At 40.9% G+C, this 13,735-nt stretch carries 14 protein-coding genes; 9 read left to right on the top strand and 5 right to left on the bottom strand.

Annotated elements, in window-relative coordinates:
- The first annotated feature begins 20 nt into the window (after positions 1-20).
- The 4 genes from ACQ4KW_RS00240 to rsmA are packed head-to-tail and all read left to right on the top strand — an operon-like array spanning position 21 to position 3,325.
- Positions 21-791: a TatD family hydrolase gene (locus ACQ4KW_RS00240; RefSeq protein WP_430884551.1), complete on the top strand. Its 771-nt coding sequence runs from the start codon at positions 21-23 to the stop codon at positions 789-791.
- Between the two features lie 47 nt (positions 792-838).
- The gene (locus ACQ4KW_RS00245; protein ID WP_430884552.1) at positions 839-1,894 is read left to right on the top strand and encodes a 3D domain-containing protein; all 1,056 of its coding nucleotides are present in this window, start codon (positions 839-841) and stop codon (positions 1,892-1,894) included.
- Positions 1,895-1,911: 17 nt separating this feature from the next.
- Positions 1,912-2,457 carry a ribonuclease M5 gene (gene rnmV, locus ACQ4KW_RS00250; protein ID WP_430884553.1) on the top strand — a complete coding sequence of 182 codons (546 nt, stop codon included), beginning with the start codon at positions 1,912-1,914 and terminating at the stop codon, positions 2,455-2,457.
- A 1-nt stretch (position 2,458) separates the two neighbouring features.
- On the top strand, positions 2,459-3,325 hold the full coding sequence (rsmA, locus tag ACQ4KW_RS00255) for a 16S rRNA (adenine(1518)-N(6)/adenine(1519)-N(6))-dimethyltransferase RsmA (protein ID WP_430884554.1): 867 nt from the start codon (positions 2,459-2,461) through the stop codon (positions 3,323-3,325).
- 143 nt (positions 3,326-3,468) lie between these two features.
- Here rsmA and ACQ4KW_RS00260 read toward each other — a convergent pair whose 3' ends face one another.
- Positions 3,469-4,011, bottom strand: coding sequence for a Holliday junction resolvase RecU (locus tag ACQ4KW_RS00260; RefSeq protein ID WP_430884555.1), 543 nt, complete (start codon positions 4,009-4,011; stop codon positions 3,469-3,471).
- A gap of 782 nt (positions 4,012-4,793) precedes the next feature.
- Between ACQ4KW_RS00260 and ACQ4KW_RS00265 the strand changes: the two genes are divergently transcribed.
- From ACQ4KW_RS00265 to ACQ4KW_RS00275, 3 genes are all read left to right on the top strand, one after another.
- Positions 4,794-4,973: a glutaredoxin family protein gene (locus tag ACQ4KW_RS00265; RefSeq protein ID WP_430884556.1), complete on the top strand. Its 180-nt coding sequence runs from the start codon at positions 4,794-4,796 to the stop codon at positions 4,971-4,973.
- Between the two features lie 568 nt (positions 4,974-5,541).
- Positions 5,542-5,772: a glutaredoxin family protein gene (locus ACQ4KW_RS00270; protein ID WP_430884557.1), complete on the top strand. Its 231-nt coding sequence runs from the start codon at positions 5,542-5,544 to the stop codon at positions 5,770-5,772.
- A gap of 345 nt (positions 5,773-6,117) precedes the next feature.
- The gene (locus ACQ4KW_RS00275; protein WP_430884558.1) at positions 6,118-8,076 is read left to right on the top strand and encodes a sensor histidine kinase; all 1,959 of its coding nucleotides are present in this window, start codon (positions 6,118-6,120) and stop codon (positions 8,074-8,076) included.
- Positions 8,077-8,244: 168 nt separating this feature from the next.
- Here ACQ4KW_RS00275 and ACQ4KW_RS00280 read toward each other — a convergent pair whose 3' ends face one another.
- From ACQ4KW_RS00280 to ACQ4KW_RS00295, 4 genes are all read right to left on the bottom strand, one after another.
- Positions 8,245-8,427, bottom strand: coding sequence for a DUF1858 domain-containing protein (locus ACQ4KW_RS00280; RefSeq protein WP_430884559.1), 183 nt, complete (start codon positions 8,425-8,427; stop codon positions 8,245-8,247).
- Positions 8,428-8,514: 87 nt separating this feature from the next.
- The gene (locus tag ACQ4KW_RS00285; RefSeq protein WP_430884560.1) at positions 8,515-9,156 is read right to left on the bottom strand and encodes a hypothetical protein; all 642 of its coding nucleotides are present in this window, start codon (positions 9,154-9,156) and stop codon (positions 8,515-8,517) included.
- Between the two features lie 2 nt (positions 9,157-9,158).
- Positions 9,159-9,881, bottom strand: coding sequence for an NAD(P)/FAD-dependent oxidoreductase (locus ACQ4KW_RS00290; RefSeq protein WP_430884561.1), 723 nt, complete (start codon positions 9,879-9,881; stop codon positions 9,159-9,161).
- 165 nt (positions 9,882-10,046) lie between these two features.
- On the bottom strand, positions 10,047-10,727 hold the full coding sequence (locus tag ACQ4KW_RS00295; RefSeq protein WP_430884562.1) for a Crp/Fnr family transcriptional regulator: 681 nt from the start codon (positions 10,725-10,727) through the stop codon (positions 10,047-10,049).
- Positions 10,728-11,013: 286 nt separating this feature from the next.
- Here ACQ4KW_RS00295 and ACQ4KW_RS00300 point away from each other — a divergent pair, with 286 nt between their 5' ends.
- The gene (locus ACQ4KW_RS00300; RefSeq protein ID WP_430884563.1) at positions 11,014-11,883 is read left to right on the top strand and encodes an ATP-binding protein; all 870 of its coding nucleotides are present in this window, start codon (positions 11,014-11,016) and stop codon (positions 11,881-11,883) included.
- A 137-nt stretch (positions 11,884-12,020) separates the two neighbouring features.
- Positions 12,021-13,658, top strand: a complete 1,638-nt coding sequence (gene hcp / locus ACQ4KW_RS00305) for a hydroxylamine reductase (RefSeq protein ID WP_430886521.1) — start codon at positions 12,021-12,023, stop codon at positions 13,656-13,658.
- Positions 13,659-13,735: the final 77 nt, after the last annotated feature.

Below are 13,735 nucleotides of genomic sequence, written 5' to 3' on the forward strand. Positions count from 1 at the left end.
TTGAAAAGAGGAGGACAATTATGCTATTTGATTCCCATGCGCATATGACAGATAGAAAATTTGATGATGATAGAGAAGAAGTTATTCAGCGTGCTTTTGACAGCGGCATTGAATATATTATGAATCCAGGTGCGGATTTTGAGTCTTCTGTAGAGGCTATTAAGCTGGCAGAGGCCTATGACAACATCTATGCAGCTGTGGGTGTTCATCCCCATGATGCAAAATCTATGGATGAAAGCATGTTAATGCTTCTTGAATCTATGGCCAAGAAGAAAAAAGTGAAGGCCATTGGTGAAATCGGACTTGATTTTCACTATGACAATTCACCAAGAGATATTCAAAGACAGTGGTTTAGAGAGCAAATTAGAATGGCAAAACGTGTGGGCAAGCCGGTTATAATTCATGACCGGGAAGCCAACCAAGAAACATTTGACATTCTGCGTGAGGAAGAAGCCTTTGAAAATGGTGTTTTGATGCACTGCTACTCTGGAAGTGCAGAACTGGCTCGTCAATACGTAAAGCTCGGGGCTTATATATCTATTGCTGGTCCCGTGACATATAAAAATGCAAGAAAAACGGTAGAAGTGGCTAAGGCAGTTGATTTAAACCATCTGATGATCGAAACGGATTCTCCGTATTTGACACCAGTGCCTTACCGTGGCAAAAGGAATGAATCAGCCCACGTTCGCTACGTGGCTGAGCGCATTGCTGAAGTGCGTGAAATTTCTCTTGAAGAGGTTGCAAAGGCAACCCTGAATAATGCCAAGCGCTTTTTCCGTATTGATGAATAGCCCTTTAAAGTAAGGGTGAATCTTCACACCAGAAGGAGGAGGCGACCATGGGTCGATTCAAGAAGTGGATGCCGGTGACAGTGATTGCACTGGCGGCTTGCCTGGTCCTAATTGTAGGCCTGGCTGGAAGAAAGCAAGTGACAATCATTGATGAGGATCGTGAAGTTGTGGTATCAACTGTTAGAACAAGTATGGCATCGGTCTTGAAAGCGGCCGATATTGTTCTGGAGGACTCTGATCTTGTTATACCAGAACCGGGAACCAAGCTCACAGACGGAATGGAAATTCAAATCGTGCGGGCTGACAAGCATGAAATTTTTGTCGATGGTCAGACACAGTCCATTAAGACAACGGCCCTATCCGTAGGGGATATTATTGCTGAGGCTGGCATAGAGCTGGGAGACAATGATATTGTTCGCCCTGGAAAGCAGGTCAAAGTCAGTGGGCCTTCTAGTATTGAAATTACGCGTGTCACCGAAAGCGTTCAATCAGACACAGTTGATATGCCTTATGGCACCATTATTGAAGTTTCAGATGACCTGGAAGCAGGCGCGTCAAAACTTGTTCAAGAAGGTGTAGACGGTCAAAAACAAGTTAAGTACCGAATCATCTTCGAAGATGGTGTGGAGATACGCCGAGAACTCATTGAAGAAACTGTATTAAAAGAACCTGTGCCGGAAAAATTTGTACGGGGCAAGGAAAACCTCTATGTAACAAGTCGTGGCAGACCTCTACGGTATCAGAAGGTCTATATTATGCGTGCAACAGCATATGATTTATCCTTTGAAAGTTGTGGAAAATACCCTGACCACCCTGAGTATGGCATTACTTTTAGTGGCACAAGGGCTCGCCCTGGCGTGGTGGCTGTGGATCCTCGGGTTGTAAAGCTGGGTTCAAAGCTTTATATTGAGTCCATGGATAGAACACCGGACTATGGTTTTGCTAAGGCTGAGGACACAGGGAGCGCCATAAAGGGCAATCGCGTTGACTTATTCATTGAGAATAGATCACAGGCTCTGCGGTATGGTGTGCGAACGGTCAAGGTTTATGTGCTCGAGGAACCCATTACAGAAGACATGATGGTCGGGTACTCTAACCGGTAAATAATAAGGAGATACATTTGAAAATAAAAGAAGTGATTGTGGTGGAAGGCCGGGATGATGTGACTGCTGTCAAGCGTGCTGTGGATGCAGAAATGATTATTACCCAAGGCTTTGGCATTCGTGAAGAGACGTTTAAACTCATTGAAGAGGCTCAAAAAAAATGCGGTGTTATTATATTTACAGATCCAGATCATGCAGGTGAAAAAATAAGAGAGCGACTTGTTAAGCGGATCAAGGGCTGTAAGCATGCCTTTCTTCCAAGGGAAGAGGCAACCAAAAAGGGAAATGTGGGTATAGAAAATGCCACACCTGAGAGCATTATTGCGGCTCTAAGCAAGGTAAGGACCCTCGTTGAGGATTCATCTGAAGTCTTTTCTAAACATGACCTCATTCAAAATGATTTGGTTGGAAGCCCCTCGGCATCAAGCAGGCGGGATCAACTTGGGAAAATTCTTGGAATTGGTTATGCCAATGCCAAGCAGTTTTTAAGACGATTGAATCATTATGGAATCACTAGAGGAGAATTTGATTCAGCTATAAAGCAGCTAGACGAAAGAGGATAAAATGAGATTAACATCACCACAAACGATTAAATATATAATGGATAAATACGGCTTTCGTTTTTCTAAAAGTTTAGGCCAGAATTTCTTGATAGATGATTTCATTGTCGATGAAATTATTGATGGGGCAGAGATAGGACCAGATGATGTGGTTCTTGAAGTTGGCCCGGGCATTGGGGTTATGACGCAGGCTATGGCAAGACGGGCAAAAAAAGTTGTGGCTATTGAAATCGACAATTCCCTACTGCCTGTTTTAAGCGAAACCCTGGCAGAAGAAGACAATGTGGAAGTGGTAAATGGAGATGTTCTAAAAGTGGATCTTCAAAAAATTATTGATGAAAAGCTGGATGGACAGGCCCCAAAGGTGGTCGCAAATTTACCTTATTATGTGACAACGCCCATTATAATGCGCTTTTTAGAAGAGCAAATTCCTGTTACTGATATAGTGGTAATGGTTCAAAAGGAAGTTGCAGATAGAATGGTTGCTGACCCGGGGGGGAAAATATACGGAGCCCTTTCAGTGGTTGTTCAGTACTATGCTGAGCCATCAAAGGTGGTCAAGGTGCCAAGATCTGTCTTTATGCCACAACCCAATGTGGAGTCATCTGTGGTTCGCCTTAAAAAGCGTAAAGAGCCGCCTGTGGATTTAAAGGCACCAGAATTATTTTTTAAAACGGTACGGTCGGCTTTTATGAAAAGAAGAAAGACACTGCTTAATGCCCTTTCATCAGGGGAGCTTGCTGTGTCAAAAGAAGAGACCAAAACCGTTTTAGAAGCTTGCGGTATTGATCCAAAACGAAGGGGCGAAACGCTTGATATGAATGAGTTTGCTGCTCTGGCCAATGGATTTTATGACATTAAGAACAATTAGATGAATCAGCAAGTGGATGAAGGATAAAGCCAATATTTTTTTAAGTGTAAAAGAAAACATATATTTAAGGCGTGTTCCCCTGGTCAAGGGGGCACGCCTTTTTTACTGCTGAGCGCTCATCCCACTTTAGGACGGCATATTATTTAGATAGACTTGTTCTTTCTATAGTTCAAATAAACATTGAGTGCAGGGAGAAAATTAAGAATGTTGCCCCGTATCATTTCGATTTTAAGATTTGGGTCCATGCCACTATAGGGAATAGACTTTCGAGCGCCTTTTTCACTGGCCCGTACATATTGCATAAGCGTTTCATAGGGCAGGAGGTAAAATTCATCACAGAATTTAAAGTGGACAATCAAAAAGGCCAAACCACTTTGCTTTGATATATCCTCCATGAATTCAAGTTGGTGTTCATGAATGTTGGAAAGGGGTAGACTTTTCAAATTGGTTTCCTTGGCGTCAAAAGCGACGCCAACCCCTTGGATAATTCCCATAAAGTCAACTGTGGATTTCTTTTCAAAAAAAGCCTTGGTTATGGTTCCCTGTCCATCTATGTCAACAACCTTAATAGGTGTTGCTATTTTATCAATACGAGCCAGGCCTTGTTGCCTATAGTATTCAATTGTTTCGTGAATAAGGTCTTCTAGGTCACTGCCTCGAAGTCCTCTAGATCGCCATACAGTCAATGTGAAATCTCCTTAATCTCTTATACTCTTTGATTGCAGTGCCTTTACCAGTTGGTATCCACTATCAATCAAGATATTATTTATAATAACATGAAATGAAGACTTGCTGTGAAAAGTTGTGAACATGTTGAGAACTTTAATCACAATTTCTGTGGATAACTTGTGGATACTGTTGATAACATGAACAATAGGCGTCAGAATTATCTGAATTTACCACGGAATTCAAGGGTTTATGGATAAAAAACACCGTATATTTTGAGAGTGTTTTTGAAAAAAGTTCGATCAAATGTTAAGAATTTGGGGTTATCCACAAATCCACGGTGTAAAATGTTGATAATTTATGAAGGGCTTGATCCAACCGGGATCGAGTTGTGGATGAATGGTCTAAAAGTCACTTAAATTTGAAAAAGTAGGCCCATTTTGTTTAGGTCTTGTTAAATGGGGCATATATAATATGGTGATAGAATCTTTGGAGACCGAGGAAGACGAATATAATCGTTGCCCTCGGTTTTTTTTGATATTGCAATATATAAATCATATGGCTAACTTTAGAGAAAATGAAAACAGGGTCAGTCGCGAAGTGAGCCTTTGCTTGAGGATGGGTATAGAATTTGATTGATTAAAAGAAAGACACTGGCGTGCTATAGAAAGATTATATACAATAGGTGTTGGGTATTAATATTTTGAATAATACTCGTTGTTTTATTGTAGTGTGTCAGGAGGAAATAAAAATGGATAAGAACATAGTTGTTTATACTTCAAATACGTGAGGATACTGTCACATGGTAATGGATTACCTAAAAGAAAAAGATGTGGCTTTTGAAGAAAAAAATGTATCGACTGATGGTGCAGCACGTAAAGAACTTATGAAAGCAGGTTTTATGGGTGTTCCTGTAATTTATGTGGGCGATGAAGTGATTCAAGGCTTTGACAAAGAAAAACTTGATGAACTACTCAAATAAAATCGCATACAGACCATGGAAAAACTGAATAGAACAATTTAATGAAAGGCTATAGACGAAAAGACTTATCAATTCGTTTATAGTCTTTTTATATGCTACAATTTTATGAGAAAGACTTTTCAAGGCATGTTCACAAAAACTTCACTAATATCGTGTATGATTAAGTTGACAAGATAATCATTTCCTATTATCCTAGTCATAAAGACCCCTCCTTGTAGGGGGTCGAAAGGGGACGCGGATATGAAAATTCATGTACTTAAACAAGCGCAGCCGGAGTTGCAAAACAAAGTGGATTTGTCTGGTTCAGACAATTTATACCTCAGGATATTTGTTAAAGCCTATGGGTGAGGCGGTCCTGTTTTAGGTGTTGCTCTGGATGAGAAACAAAAAAATGATTACGTAGAAGAACATGATGGGTATTCTATAATTGTCGATCAAGATTTGATCGACAGGTATAAAGGTTTTGAGATTGATTACACGATGACGTGGTTTTCAAAGGGCTTTGTTGTAAGACCGAGCTATGGAACAGCATCATCTTGCTAAAGGATAAGACATAGGAGGATTTAACATGAGCAAGAAAATTACAGTTTACACTTCAAATACGTGTGGTTACTGCCATATGGCAAAGGACTATTTCAATGAGAACAATATTCCTTTTGAAGAAAAGAACGTTTCAACAGATGCCGAAGCACGTAAAGAGCTTATGAAGGCAGGTTTTATGGGCGTACCAGTTATTTATGTTGATGACGAAGTGATTCAAGGTTTTGACAAGACGAAACTTGAAGAACTTCTGAAGTAGCCCATAGGCAAAAAAATATATTCATTCAGGCGCTGCAAAATTACAGAGCCACATTCTTGTCATACCATGTATAGGATTTTGATTTATAAATATCTATATCTATATATGGTATGGCGAGAATTCTTGACTGATATTTTGCAAGTCGCTTAACGAATAAACCCCTTAATTATAGCTGGGCCTTTTTGCCAAGCTTTTGATTAAGGGGTTTTTGATTTTAAAGGGTCACTGGGTCCGTGAAATAAACAAAAATAGTCCCTGGAGAAAATGCGATTTTCAATCAGGGTTCAACTGATTTTGTAGGTCTTAAAAGTGGTATACATATAAAAACCGAGAAAGGATTATACCATGGGACAAAGAATGGGTCTAATGCAGAGAATACAATCCAAGTTGTCAAGTCGAATCACATTTTTAGTCGCACTTGTTCTAATCATTGTCTTTGGAATCCAAACTTTTTTAATCACAAACTATTTGACAAGTATTTCTAAAGACAATGTGGAATCTGAAATCGAATTAAGGGCGGAGTCCATTTCCAAGGATGTGAGAAAAATATTTGAAGACGCAAACTTGGTGACGAATCAAATGGCTCTCAATAGAGAAATTACAAGATATTTAAAAGAGGTAAACGAACGATCGGACATAAAGACGCATCCGCTTTTTTCTCATGTAAAGAACACTCTTTTAGACATTAAAAAGACAAGCTCAAATTACTTTATTGTTTGGATTGCCAACGGTTCTGCCAATTTTTATCTGGATCATACGGGATATATTTCAGACGCGTCCTACGATGTTCTCAAAAGACCTTGGTATGAACCAGCATCAGAAAGTGAGGGTATCGTCTTCACTGAGCCTTATATTGAGTGGGAATCAGGAAAAAATGTTCTGTCATCTATTTTGGCACTCCGTGAAGGGGATAAAATATATGGTTTTGTGGTGGTGGATATTTCACTGGATTCGATCCCTACAATTTTCAAGTCGATTGAACTTAAAGGCAGAGACAAGTATTTTCTCATTTCAGAGGATGGCAAGTACGTTTATCATCCCAACCAGACCCTGGCTCTGGAATCAGATCTTAGTCTTGAGACAGATCCCCTGCACCTATACAAAGATTTCATATTGTCAGAGAGCAAGACCATTAAAGACATTGTTTTTGAAGGACGGCATATGCTTCTCACATCCCATGAGGTGGGGGTGAGTGGCTGGAAAATAGTGACCTTACTTGATATGGAGCCTCTCAACAAGAACACTGCAAAACAGGGGATATGGATTGGGTTAACCTTTCTTACCGCCATTTTTTTAGCCATAGTTCTTATAAGCCGAATGGTGACACAGTCAACAAAACCTTTTCGGGTTTTAACGGAGTATGGGGTGGAGATTGCTGATGGTGACCTGACAAGGAATATTCCGACTATTTATAGGAATCGTCAAGATGAAATGGGCGACTTGGCAGTGTCTTTTCAAACAATTATTGAAACCTTCCGTAGTGAAAACGACATACTTGAAGAAAAAATCCTAGAAAAGAATAGAGAGCTGGAAGCCCAGTATGAGCATATACTAGAGACTGAAAAAGTGGCCTCACTGGGACATTTGGTTGCGGGTATAGCCCATGAAATAAACACACCGATCGGGAACTGTTTGTCCACATCGACCTTCTTAGAGCAGGAAAAGGTTAAGATGATTGAAAAATATAACTCGGGAAAACTGTCAAAGAGGGAATTTAACAATTTTATGATTCTAATGGATGAATCTCTTGATATTATGACAAGCAGTCTAAGGCGGGCAGCAGATATGATCAGCAGCTTCAAGCAAGTTGCGGTGGACCAGAGCAGTGAAAGAAAATATAAGTTTGATATCAAGCAAGTTGTGGACAGCGTTATTATGAGCCTCAAACACGAATACAAGAGAACGCAGATTCATATAGACAATCGATGCAAACTTGGTATGGAACTGGAAAGTTATCCGGGGGCTCTGACCCAGGTGATCACCAATTTCGTTATGAACTCCATTAAGCATGGATATCAGGAAGGTGAGGCTGGCATGATTGTCATTGATGCCAGAGAAGAAGGCCAAGATGTGGTCCTGACATACACAGACGATGGCTGTGGGATGGATGAAATGACCAGATCTAAAATGTTTGACCCCTTCTTTACGACCAGTCGGGGAACGGGTAGCAGTGGGCTGGGCATGCACATTGTTCATAATATTGTTACCCAGCAGCTGAGGGGCTCTATAATATGTGAAACGGGTCCTGGTCAAGGTGTGAAGTTCATACTGAGGCTTCCTAAATTTGTTTATGACACAGTGTAAATTCATTTCAAAAGAGAAGGACCGTATATTGAAATGATTCTGAAAGACAGGGATTTATGCAAAAATAAAAAGGACTATGATTTTCATTCTGAAAATCATAGTCCTTTTTGTTATAAGATTTGGTCCGGTCTTTGCCCTTACAAAGTAGGGGACTGGATGTTAGTGTGACTAAGCGTTCAGCTCTTGAAGCAGTTTCTCAACGTCCATACCATGAACAGCAGCAGCTTGTTCCAGCGTTTCACTTTGTGCAGATGGACAGCCAAGGCAGCCCATTCCGTTTGCAATCAGTACGTTTGCTGATTCAGGCTTTGTTTTAAGAATATCGGCAATTAACATGTCTTTGGTAATCATTATTATTCCTCCTTGAGTATATGGTTGATTTAAATTCCCTAATGCGGGCATATATGCAGACTTATAAACTATTTCGTCTTCCGAAAGTTATTTCTTAGATATCATATGATATTGCAAGCCATTTTTCAACTCAAAAGTATATGTGAATTTAGGATTGGCTGCTTCAACAAAGGCTTTTGAGAAAGCCTCTCTAAAGTCATAATAGTGGCTTACATTTGTACCGCCTTCGTTCCAGAATGGTTCATGAACGCATCTGTCCTTTTGCCACTCAAGTTTGTCTGGTGTGTTTGATGTGACAGCGTTGACTCTGTCGCAGGGCATACCCTCCAGCAAGAAGTTATCAAGGGCCTTGAAAATTTGTTCAGGGCTTTGTGCCTCATCAGTTGAAATGGCACCACCATGTTTTTTACCGAAGTCAGCATAAACACCAGCCACTTGTTTATATGTGTCTTCACCGGCGCTTGATACTATTTTCTCGATAAGTCTGGATTGTCGTAGCTCTGCAATCTTGATCTTGTTTTGCAGCCATCCATGAATATTGTCCTGATCGATAAGACTTTCAAGTGGGGCATGATTTAAGTAAGGACCATAGGTATCAACCAGTTCCTTTTCCAGGCTTGCCTGTACCGCAGGGTCTGCAACTTTTGTCAAAATACCTTTTTCAATGTCTTCGAGCAAGTTTATTTTACTGTATAACCAGTGGTGTATTGGGCCTAAAAATCGACTCATTTCTATTCCTCCTTAGAGCTTTCAGATGTTTTTTCATCTTTGTGTGCCTTATTTCTTTTTTCCTCATATATGCTTTGAATGCCAGTCTTAAAAGTTTCAAGACCAATTTTGTCTATAAAGGGACCAAGTTTTTCTCCCATTTCAGCGTGTTCACAGTAGTAATCATAAACAGCTTCCACCATATCGAAGGCTTCATCTTCAGTGAGTTTTTCAGCAATCCGATCAGGCAGTCGTGGATGGTATCCTGCGCTTCCACCTGCCACAACAATGCATCCATCTAGGTCGGCTAAGACACCAATGTCTTTGGCGTTGACACTGCCACATGCATTGAGGCAACCTGCCACACCAATTTTCGTTCTATTAGGTGTGGGTGCACCATAAAATCTTTTTTCAAGGCGCATGCCCAGAGGCAGTGTGTTTTGCTTGGCTCTTTTGCAAAATCCAGCGGGACAAATTTCAACATTTTTAACGGAATAAGCTGATCTGACACCGGGTTCCATGCCCAGGTCTTCCCATGCTTTTTCCACATCGTCTTCCCTTAGACCTAAAATAGCGATTCGTTGGCCCGATGTGATTTTAAGAGTGCCCTGATATTTCTCGGCCACCTGAGCCATAAGAGCCAGTTTGTCTGGCCTGATAAAACCGCCGGGGATACGTGGCGTGATGCCGTATGTGCGGCGACCGTTTTTTATTTTTTGAAGGACTGAGAATTCTGGTTTTGCCATAACAATGCCTCCTGTGTGTTTGTTAACTATGACCTTATTATAGGGGGATGGGGAAAAAGAATCGGTAACATTAGTTACAGTTTCCGGCTTTTCCTTAAAAATTACACTAAAAATGTGTATATATAAATTTTAAGCCCTGACTTTATAATGCATACCCAAATTTTCCTATCCTATAAGCTCATCTTCCAGTGCGTCCACATCGAGAATTTTAATTGTACTCTTGTCATAGTCAATGAGGCCTTCTTCTTTCATTTTAATAAGTTCCCTAGAAAGAGAAGGGCGCTGTATGGACATATGCTCAGCCATATCTTTGCGGGACATCTTGGTTTGTATCATGGCAGACCCCTGAATTTTATATTCTTTAAGCAGATAGTTGCAGACCTTTTGACGGATGGTGTCAAGGGAAAGTACCTTAATCTTACGATTCATCATAGTAAGTTTGTTAGACAACATGCCAAGAAAATTATTCAGGAGAATGGGGTGGTGGGTCAGACCGTGCATGATAGACGCTTTTTCAATAAAGAGGATGGTGGACTTGGTTTTTGCCACAGCACTAATAGGGTACTTGTCCTGATCACTGAATAGGATGGCCTCACCAAAACACTGGCCCGGCATCAAGGTGGTTAGAGTGGCCACCTTGCCAGAGGGATATATGTTTTGAAGTTCAACTTTTCCAGAGGCGAGAATCCCCAGGCTGGTACAAGAATCTCCTTCGAAGGCAATAATGGTATCTTTTTCATAGCTTTCAGCCTTGACCTCAAGAACCCTTAGAAGGGAATCAATGTTATCAATATTCAAGTGACGAAACAGAATGCATTTTTCCAGGGACTGTGCATATTTTTTCATAGTCTTTCGCCTCGCTTTAAATGTAGTAAGTGGTATGAAGATAAATCAAATGAGTGATTTTGATCTAAAATGGACAAAAACCATCAACTTTTTTCTAGAAATTTGGTTTTTGGTAACAAGTGTTACGGATTATCTAGGCTCAGATTATTATAATGAACTCAGAAAATCAATACTAAATCAATCGGAATTAAAACTTAAAACATAAATCACACAGGTTGAAATAGAATCCGAAACGGGAAGATTCATAAGAACTTCCAAGAACATCCGAGAAGAAAGGAGTCTTATTATGGAACGAAAAATAGTCCAAATTCATGACGAACTTTGTAATGGTTGTGAACTTTGCGTAAGTGCCTGTCATGAAGGTGCCATAGAAATGATAGATGGTAAGGCCAAGCTTGTCAGTGACATTTACTGTGACGGTCTAGGAGATTGTCTTCCAGCGTGTCCAACAGGTGCCATTGAAATAATAGAGAGAAAGGCTGATGCTTATTCTCAAAAGGCTGTTGATGAAAGACTGGCAGCTCAAACGCAGGAAACTCAGAGCCAAGAAGTCCAGGAACAAGTGGTGGAAGACCCTCAAGAAAAGAGCCTTCCCGTCCACGATTGTGGTTGTGGGGGAGCCCATGACGACATGATGCATAAAATGCAGTCTGGTGGGGGATGCCCTGGATCAGCAGCTATGAAACTCAATGTGATTACCCCAGACAAAGCAAATCGTAAGAGTATGGCTCAAGCAAAAGTGGCTGATATGTCAAAGCGAATGACTGAGGATCCAGAAAAGGAAATGCTCCAGTCTAAACTATCCACTTGGCCCGTTCAGATTAATCTTGTCAATCCAGGGGCTGAATATTTACAAGGGGCTGACTTATTAATAGCAGCAGACTGTACAGCCTTTGCATATGGAAATTTTCACAACGACTTCATCAAGGGTCGCGTGGCACTTATAGGTTGTCCCAAGCTAGATGACAACAATTACTACACAGAAAAAATCGCTACGATTTTAAGACAAAATGATATTGCATCAATCACAGTGGTTAGGATGGAAGTCCCTTGTTGTTCTGGGATTGTCGGTGCTGTGAAGCAGGCCATGCTTGATGCGGGCACGATTGTAAATTATGAAGAAGTGACTATAGAACTGGATGGGAGCAAAAGGTAATGGGATTCTTTGGTTTTATAAACAGACTGTTTGGTAATAATAACAATGAGGCGTCAGCCTCTGTTAATAAAGTAAATAATATTAATCAAGACTTTAAAAAGTCTGAGACTATGAATACGAAGGGAGATCAAAACACTATGTCAATGTTCTGTTATCAATGTCAAGAAGCGGCTGGTGGCAAAGGCTGTACAAAAGTAGGGGTATGTGGCAAGCCAAGTGATGTGGCAAATCTTCAAGACCTTTTACTATACCTACTAAAAGGGGTAGCATACTTTAACCTGAAAGCACGTGAAGCAGGTATTAACAAGCCAGAAACAGACAAGATCATGTTTGATGGTCTATTCTCTACAATTACAAACGCAAACTTTGATCGTGCGGCATTTGTGAAGCGCATCAACCAGACAATTGCCCACCGTGATGCACTAAAAGTGGATCTTGAAGCAAAAGGTGTTGCCCTAGGTGACCTGCATGACTGCGCAACATGGCAAGGCGTGGAATCAGAATTTGATGCAAAAGCGGCTGTGGTTGGTATTCTAGCAACTGAAAATGAAGATGTTCGTTCTCTCAGAGAACTTATTACTTACGGCCTAAAGGGTGTGGCTGCATATGGTCAGCACGCTGCCAACCTAGGCAATGAAGACGCAGAGCTTTACAAGTTCGTTGAAGAAGCCCTCGTTGCAACACTAAACGATGGTCTATCAGCAGATGACCTAGTGGCACTGACACTTAAGACTGGTGAGAATGGCGTTAAGGTAATGGCTTTGCTTGATGAAGCCAATACATCCACTTACGGCCACCCAGAGTTAACAGAAGTGAATATCGGCGTGAAGAATAACCCAGCGATTCTGATTTCTGGTCATGATCTACACGATATGGAAGCTCTTTTAGAGCAAACAAAAGGCACTGGTGTTGATGTGTATACACACAGTGAGATGCTTCCTGCAAACTACTATCCTAAGTTCAAAAAGTATGATCATTTTGTTGGAAACTATGGTAACGCATGGTGGAAGCAAAAAGAAGAGTTTGAGACATTCAATGGTCCAATCCTATTCACAACAAACTGTATTGTACCACCAAAGGGTGATGTGGCTAAGCGAATTTTCACAACAGGTTCTTCTGGGTTCCCTGGTTGTAAGCACATTGAAGCGGATGAAAATGGCAAGAAAGACTTCTCAGAAGTTATTGAAATGGCTAAAACGCTTCCAGCACCAACAGAAATCGAAAAAGGCTCAATTGTTGGTGGTTTTGCCCATAATCAGGTCCTTGCACTGGCAGACAAGGTTGTAGATGCTGTTAAGACAGGCGCAATCAAGCAGCTCTTCGTAATGGCAGGGTGCGACGGTCGTATGAAGAGCCGTGATTACTACACTGAGTTTGCAGAAAAGCTTCCTAAGGATACAGTCATCCTAACAGCTGGTTGTGCCAAGTACCGTTACAACAAGCTAAACCTAGGTGATATCGGTGGCATTCCAAGAGTCCTAGATGCTGGTCAATGTAACGATTCATACTCTCTTGCAGTGATTGCACTCAAGCTTAAGGAAGTTTTCGAACTGAACGATATTAATGAACTGCCAATCTCTTATAACATTGCTTGGTATGAGCAAAAGGCAGTCATCGTTCTTCTAGCGCTTCTATTCTTAGGCGTTAAGAATATTCACTTAGGTCCAACATTACCTGCTTTCCTATCACCAAATGTGGCCAATGTTCTTGTTGAAACATTTGGTATTGGTGGCATTACAAATGTTGAAGACGACATCAAAATGTTCCTTGGATAAGCGTTTGCGTCGGTAAGAATGCAAATATAGACTGTAAAAAAATAAGTTTCTAACTCCCTCTGACCTTTAGACTCAGG

This window comes from Tianxiuia mixotrophica, from assembly GCF_050596425.1.
Lineage (GTDB): Bacteria > Bacillota > Clostridia > Peptostreptococcales > Acidaminobacteraceae.

What these genes read in the sequence shown, in the direction of transcription:
- ACQ4KW_RS00285 (WP_430884560.1), bottom strand. Translation starts at nt 9,156, where the DNA reads ATGAGTCGATTTTTAGGCCCAATACACCACTGGTTATACAGTAAAATA.
- hcp (WP_430886521.1), top strand. Translation starts at nt 12,021, where the DNA reads ATGTCAATGTTCTGTTATCAATGTCAAGAAGCGGCTGGTGGCAAAGGC.
- ACQ4KW_RS00245 (WP_430884552.1), top strand. Translation starts at nt 839, where the DNA reads ATGGGTCGATTCAAGAAGTGGATGCCGGTGACAGTGATTGCACTGGCG.
- ACQ4KW_RS00300 (WP_430884563.1), top strand. Translation starts at nt 11,014, where the DNA reads ATGGAACGAAAAATAGTCCAAATTCATGACGAACTTTGTAATGGTTGT.
- rsmA (WP_430884554.1), top strand. Translation starts at nt 2,459, where the DNA reads ATGAGATTAACATCACCACAAACGATTAAATATATAATGGATAAATAC.
- ACQ4KW_RS00275 (WP_430884558.1), top strand. Translation starts at nt 6,118, where the DNA reads ATGGGACAAAGAATGGGTCTAATGCAGAGAATACAATCCAAGTTGTCA.
- ACQ4KW_RS00290 (WP_430884561.1), bottom strand. Translation starts at nt 9,881, where the DNA reads ATGGCAAAACCAGAATTCTCAGTCCTTCAAAAAATAAAAAACGGTCGC.
- ACQ4KW_RS00295 (WP_430884562.1), bottom strand. Translation starts at nt 10,727, where the DNA reads ATGAAAAAATATGCACAGTCCCTGGAAAAATGCATTCTGTTTCGTCAC.
- ACQ4KW_RS00270 (WP_430884557.1), top strand. Translation starts at nt 5,542, where the DNA reads ATGAGCAAGAAAATTACAGTTTACACTTCAAATACGTGTGGTTACTGC.
- ACQ4KW_RS00240 (WP_430884551.1), top strand. Translation starts at nt 21, where the DNA reads ATGCTATTTGATTCCCATGCGCATATGACAGATAGAAAATTTGATGAT.
- ACQ4KW_RS00280 (WP_430884559.1), bottom strand. Translation starts at nt 8,427, where the DNA reads ATGATTACCAAAGACATGTTAATTGCCGATATTCTTAAAACAAAGCCT.
- ACQ4KW_RS00265 (WP_430884556.1), top strand. Translation starts at nt 4,794, where the DNA reads ATGGTAATGGATTACCTAAAAGAAAAAGATGTGGCTTTTGAAGAAAAA.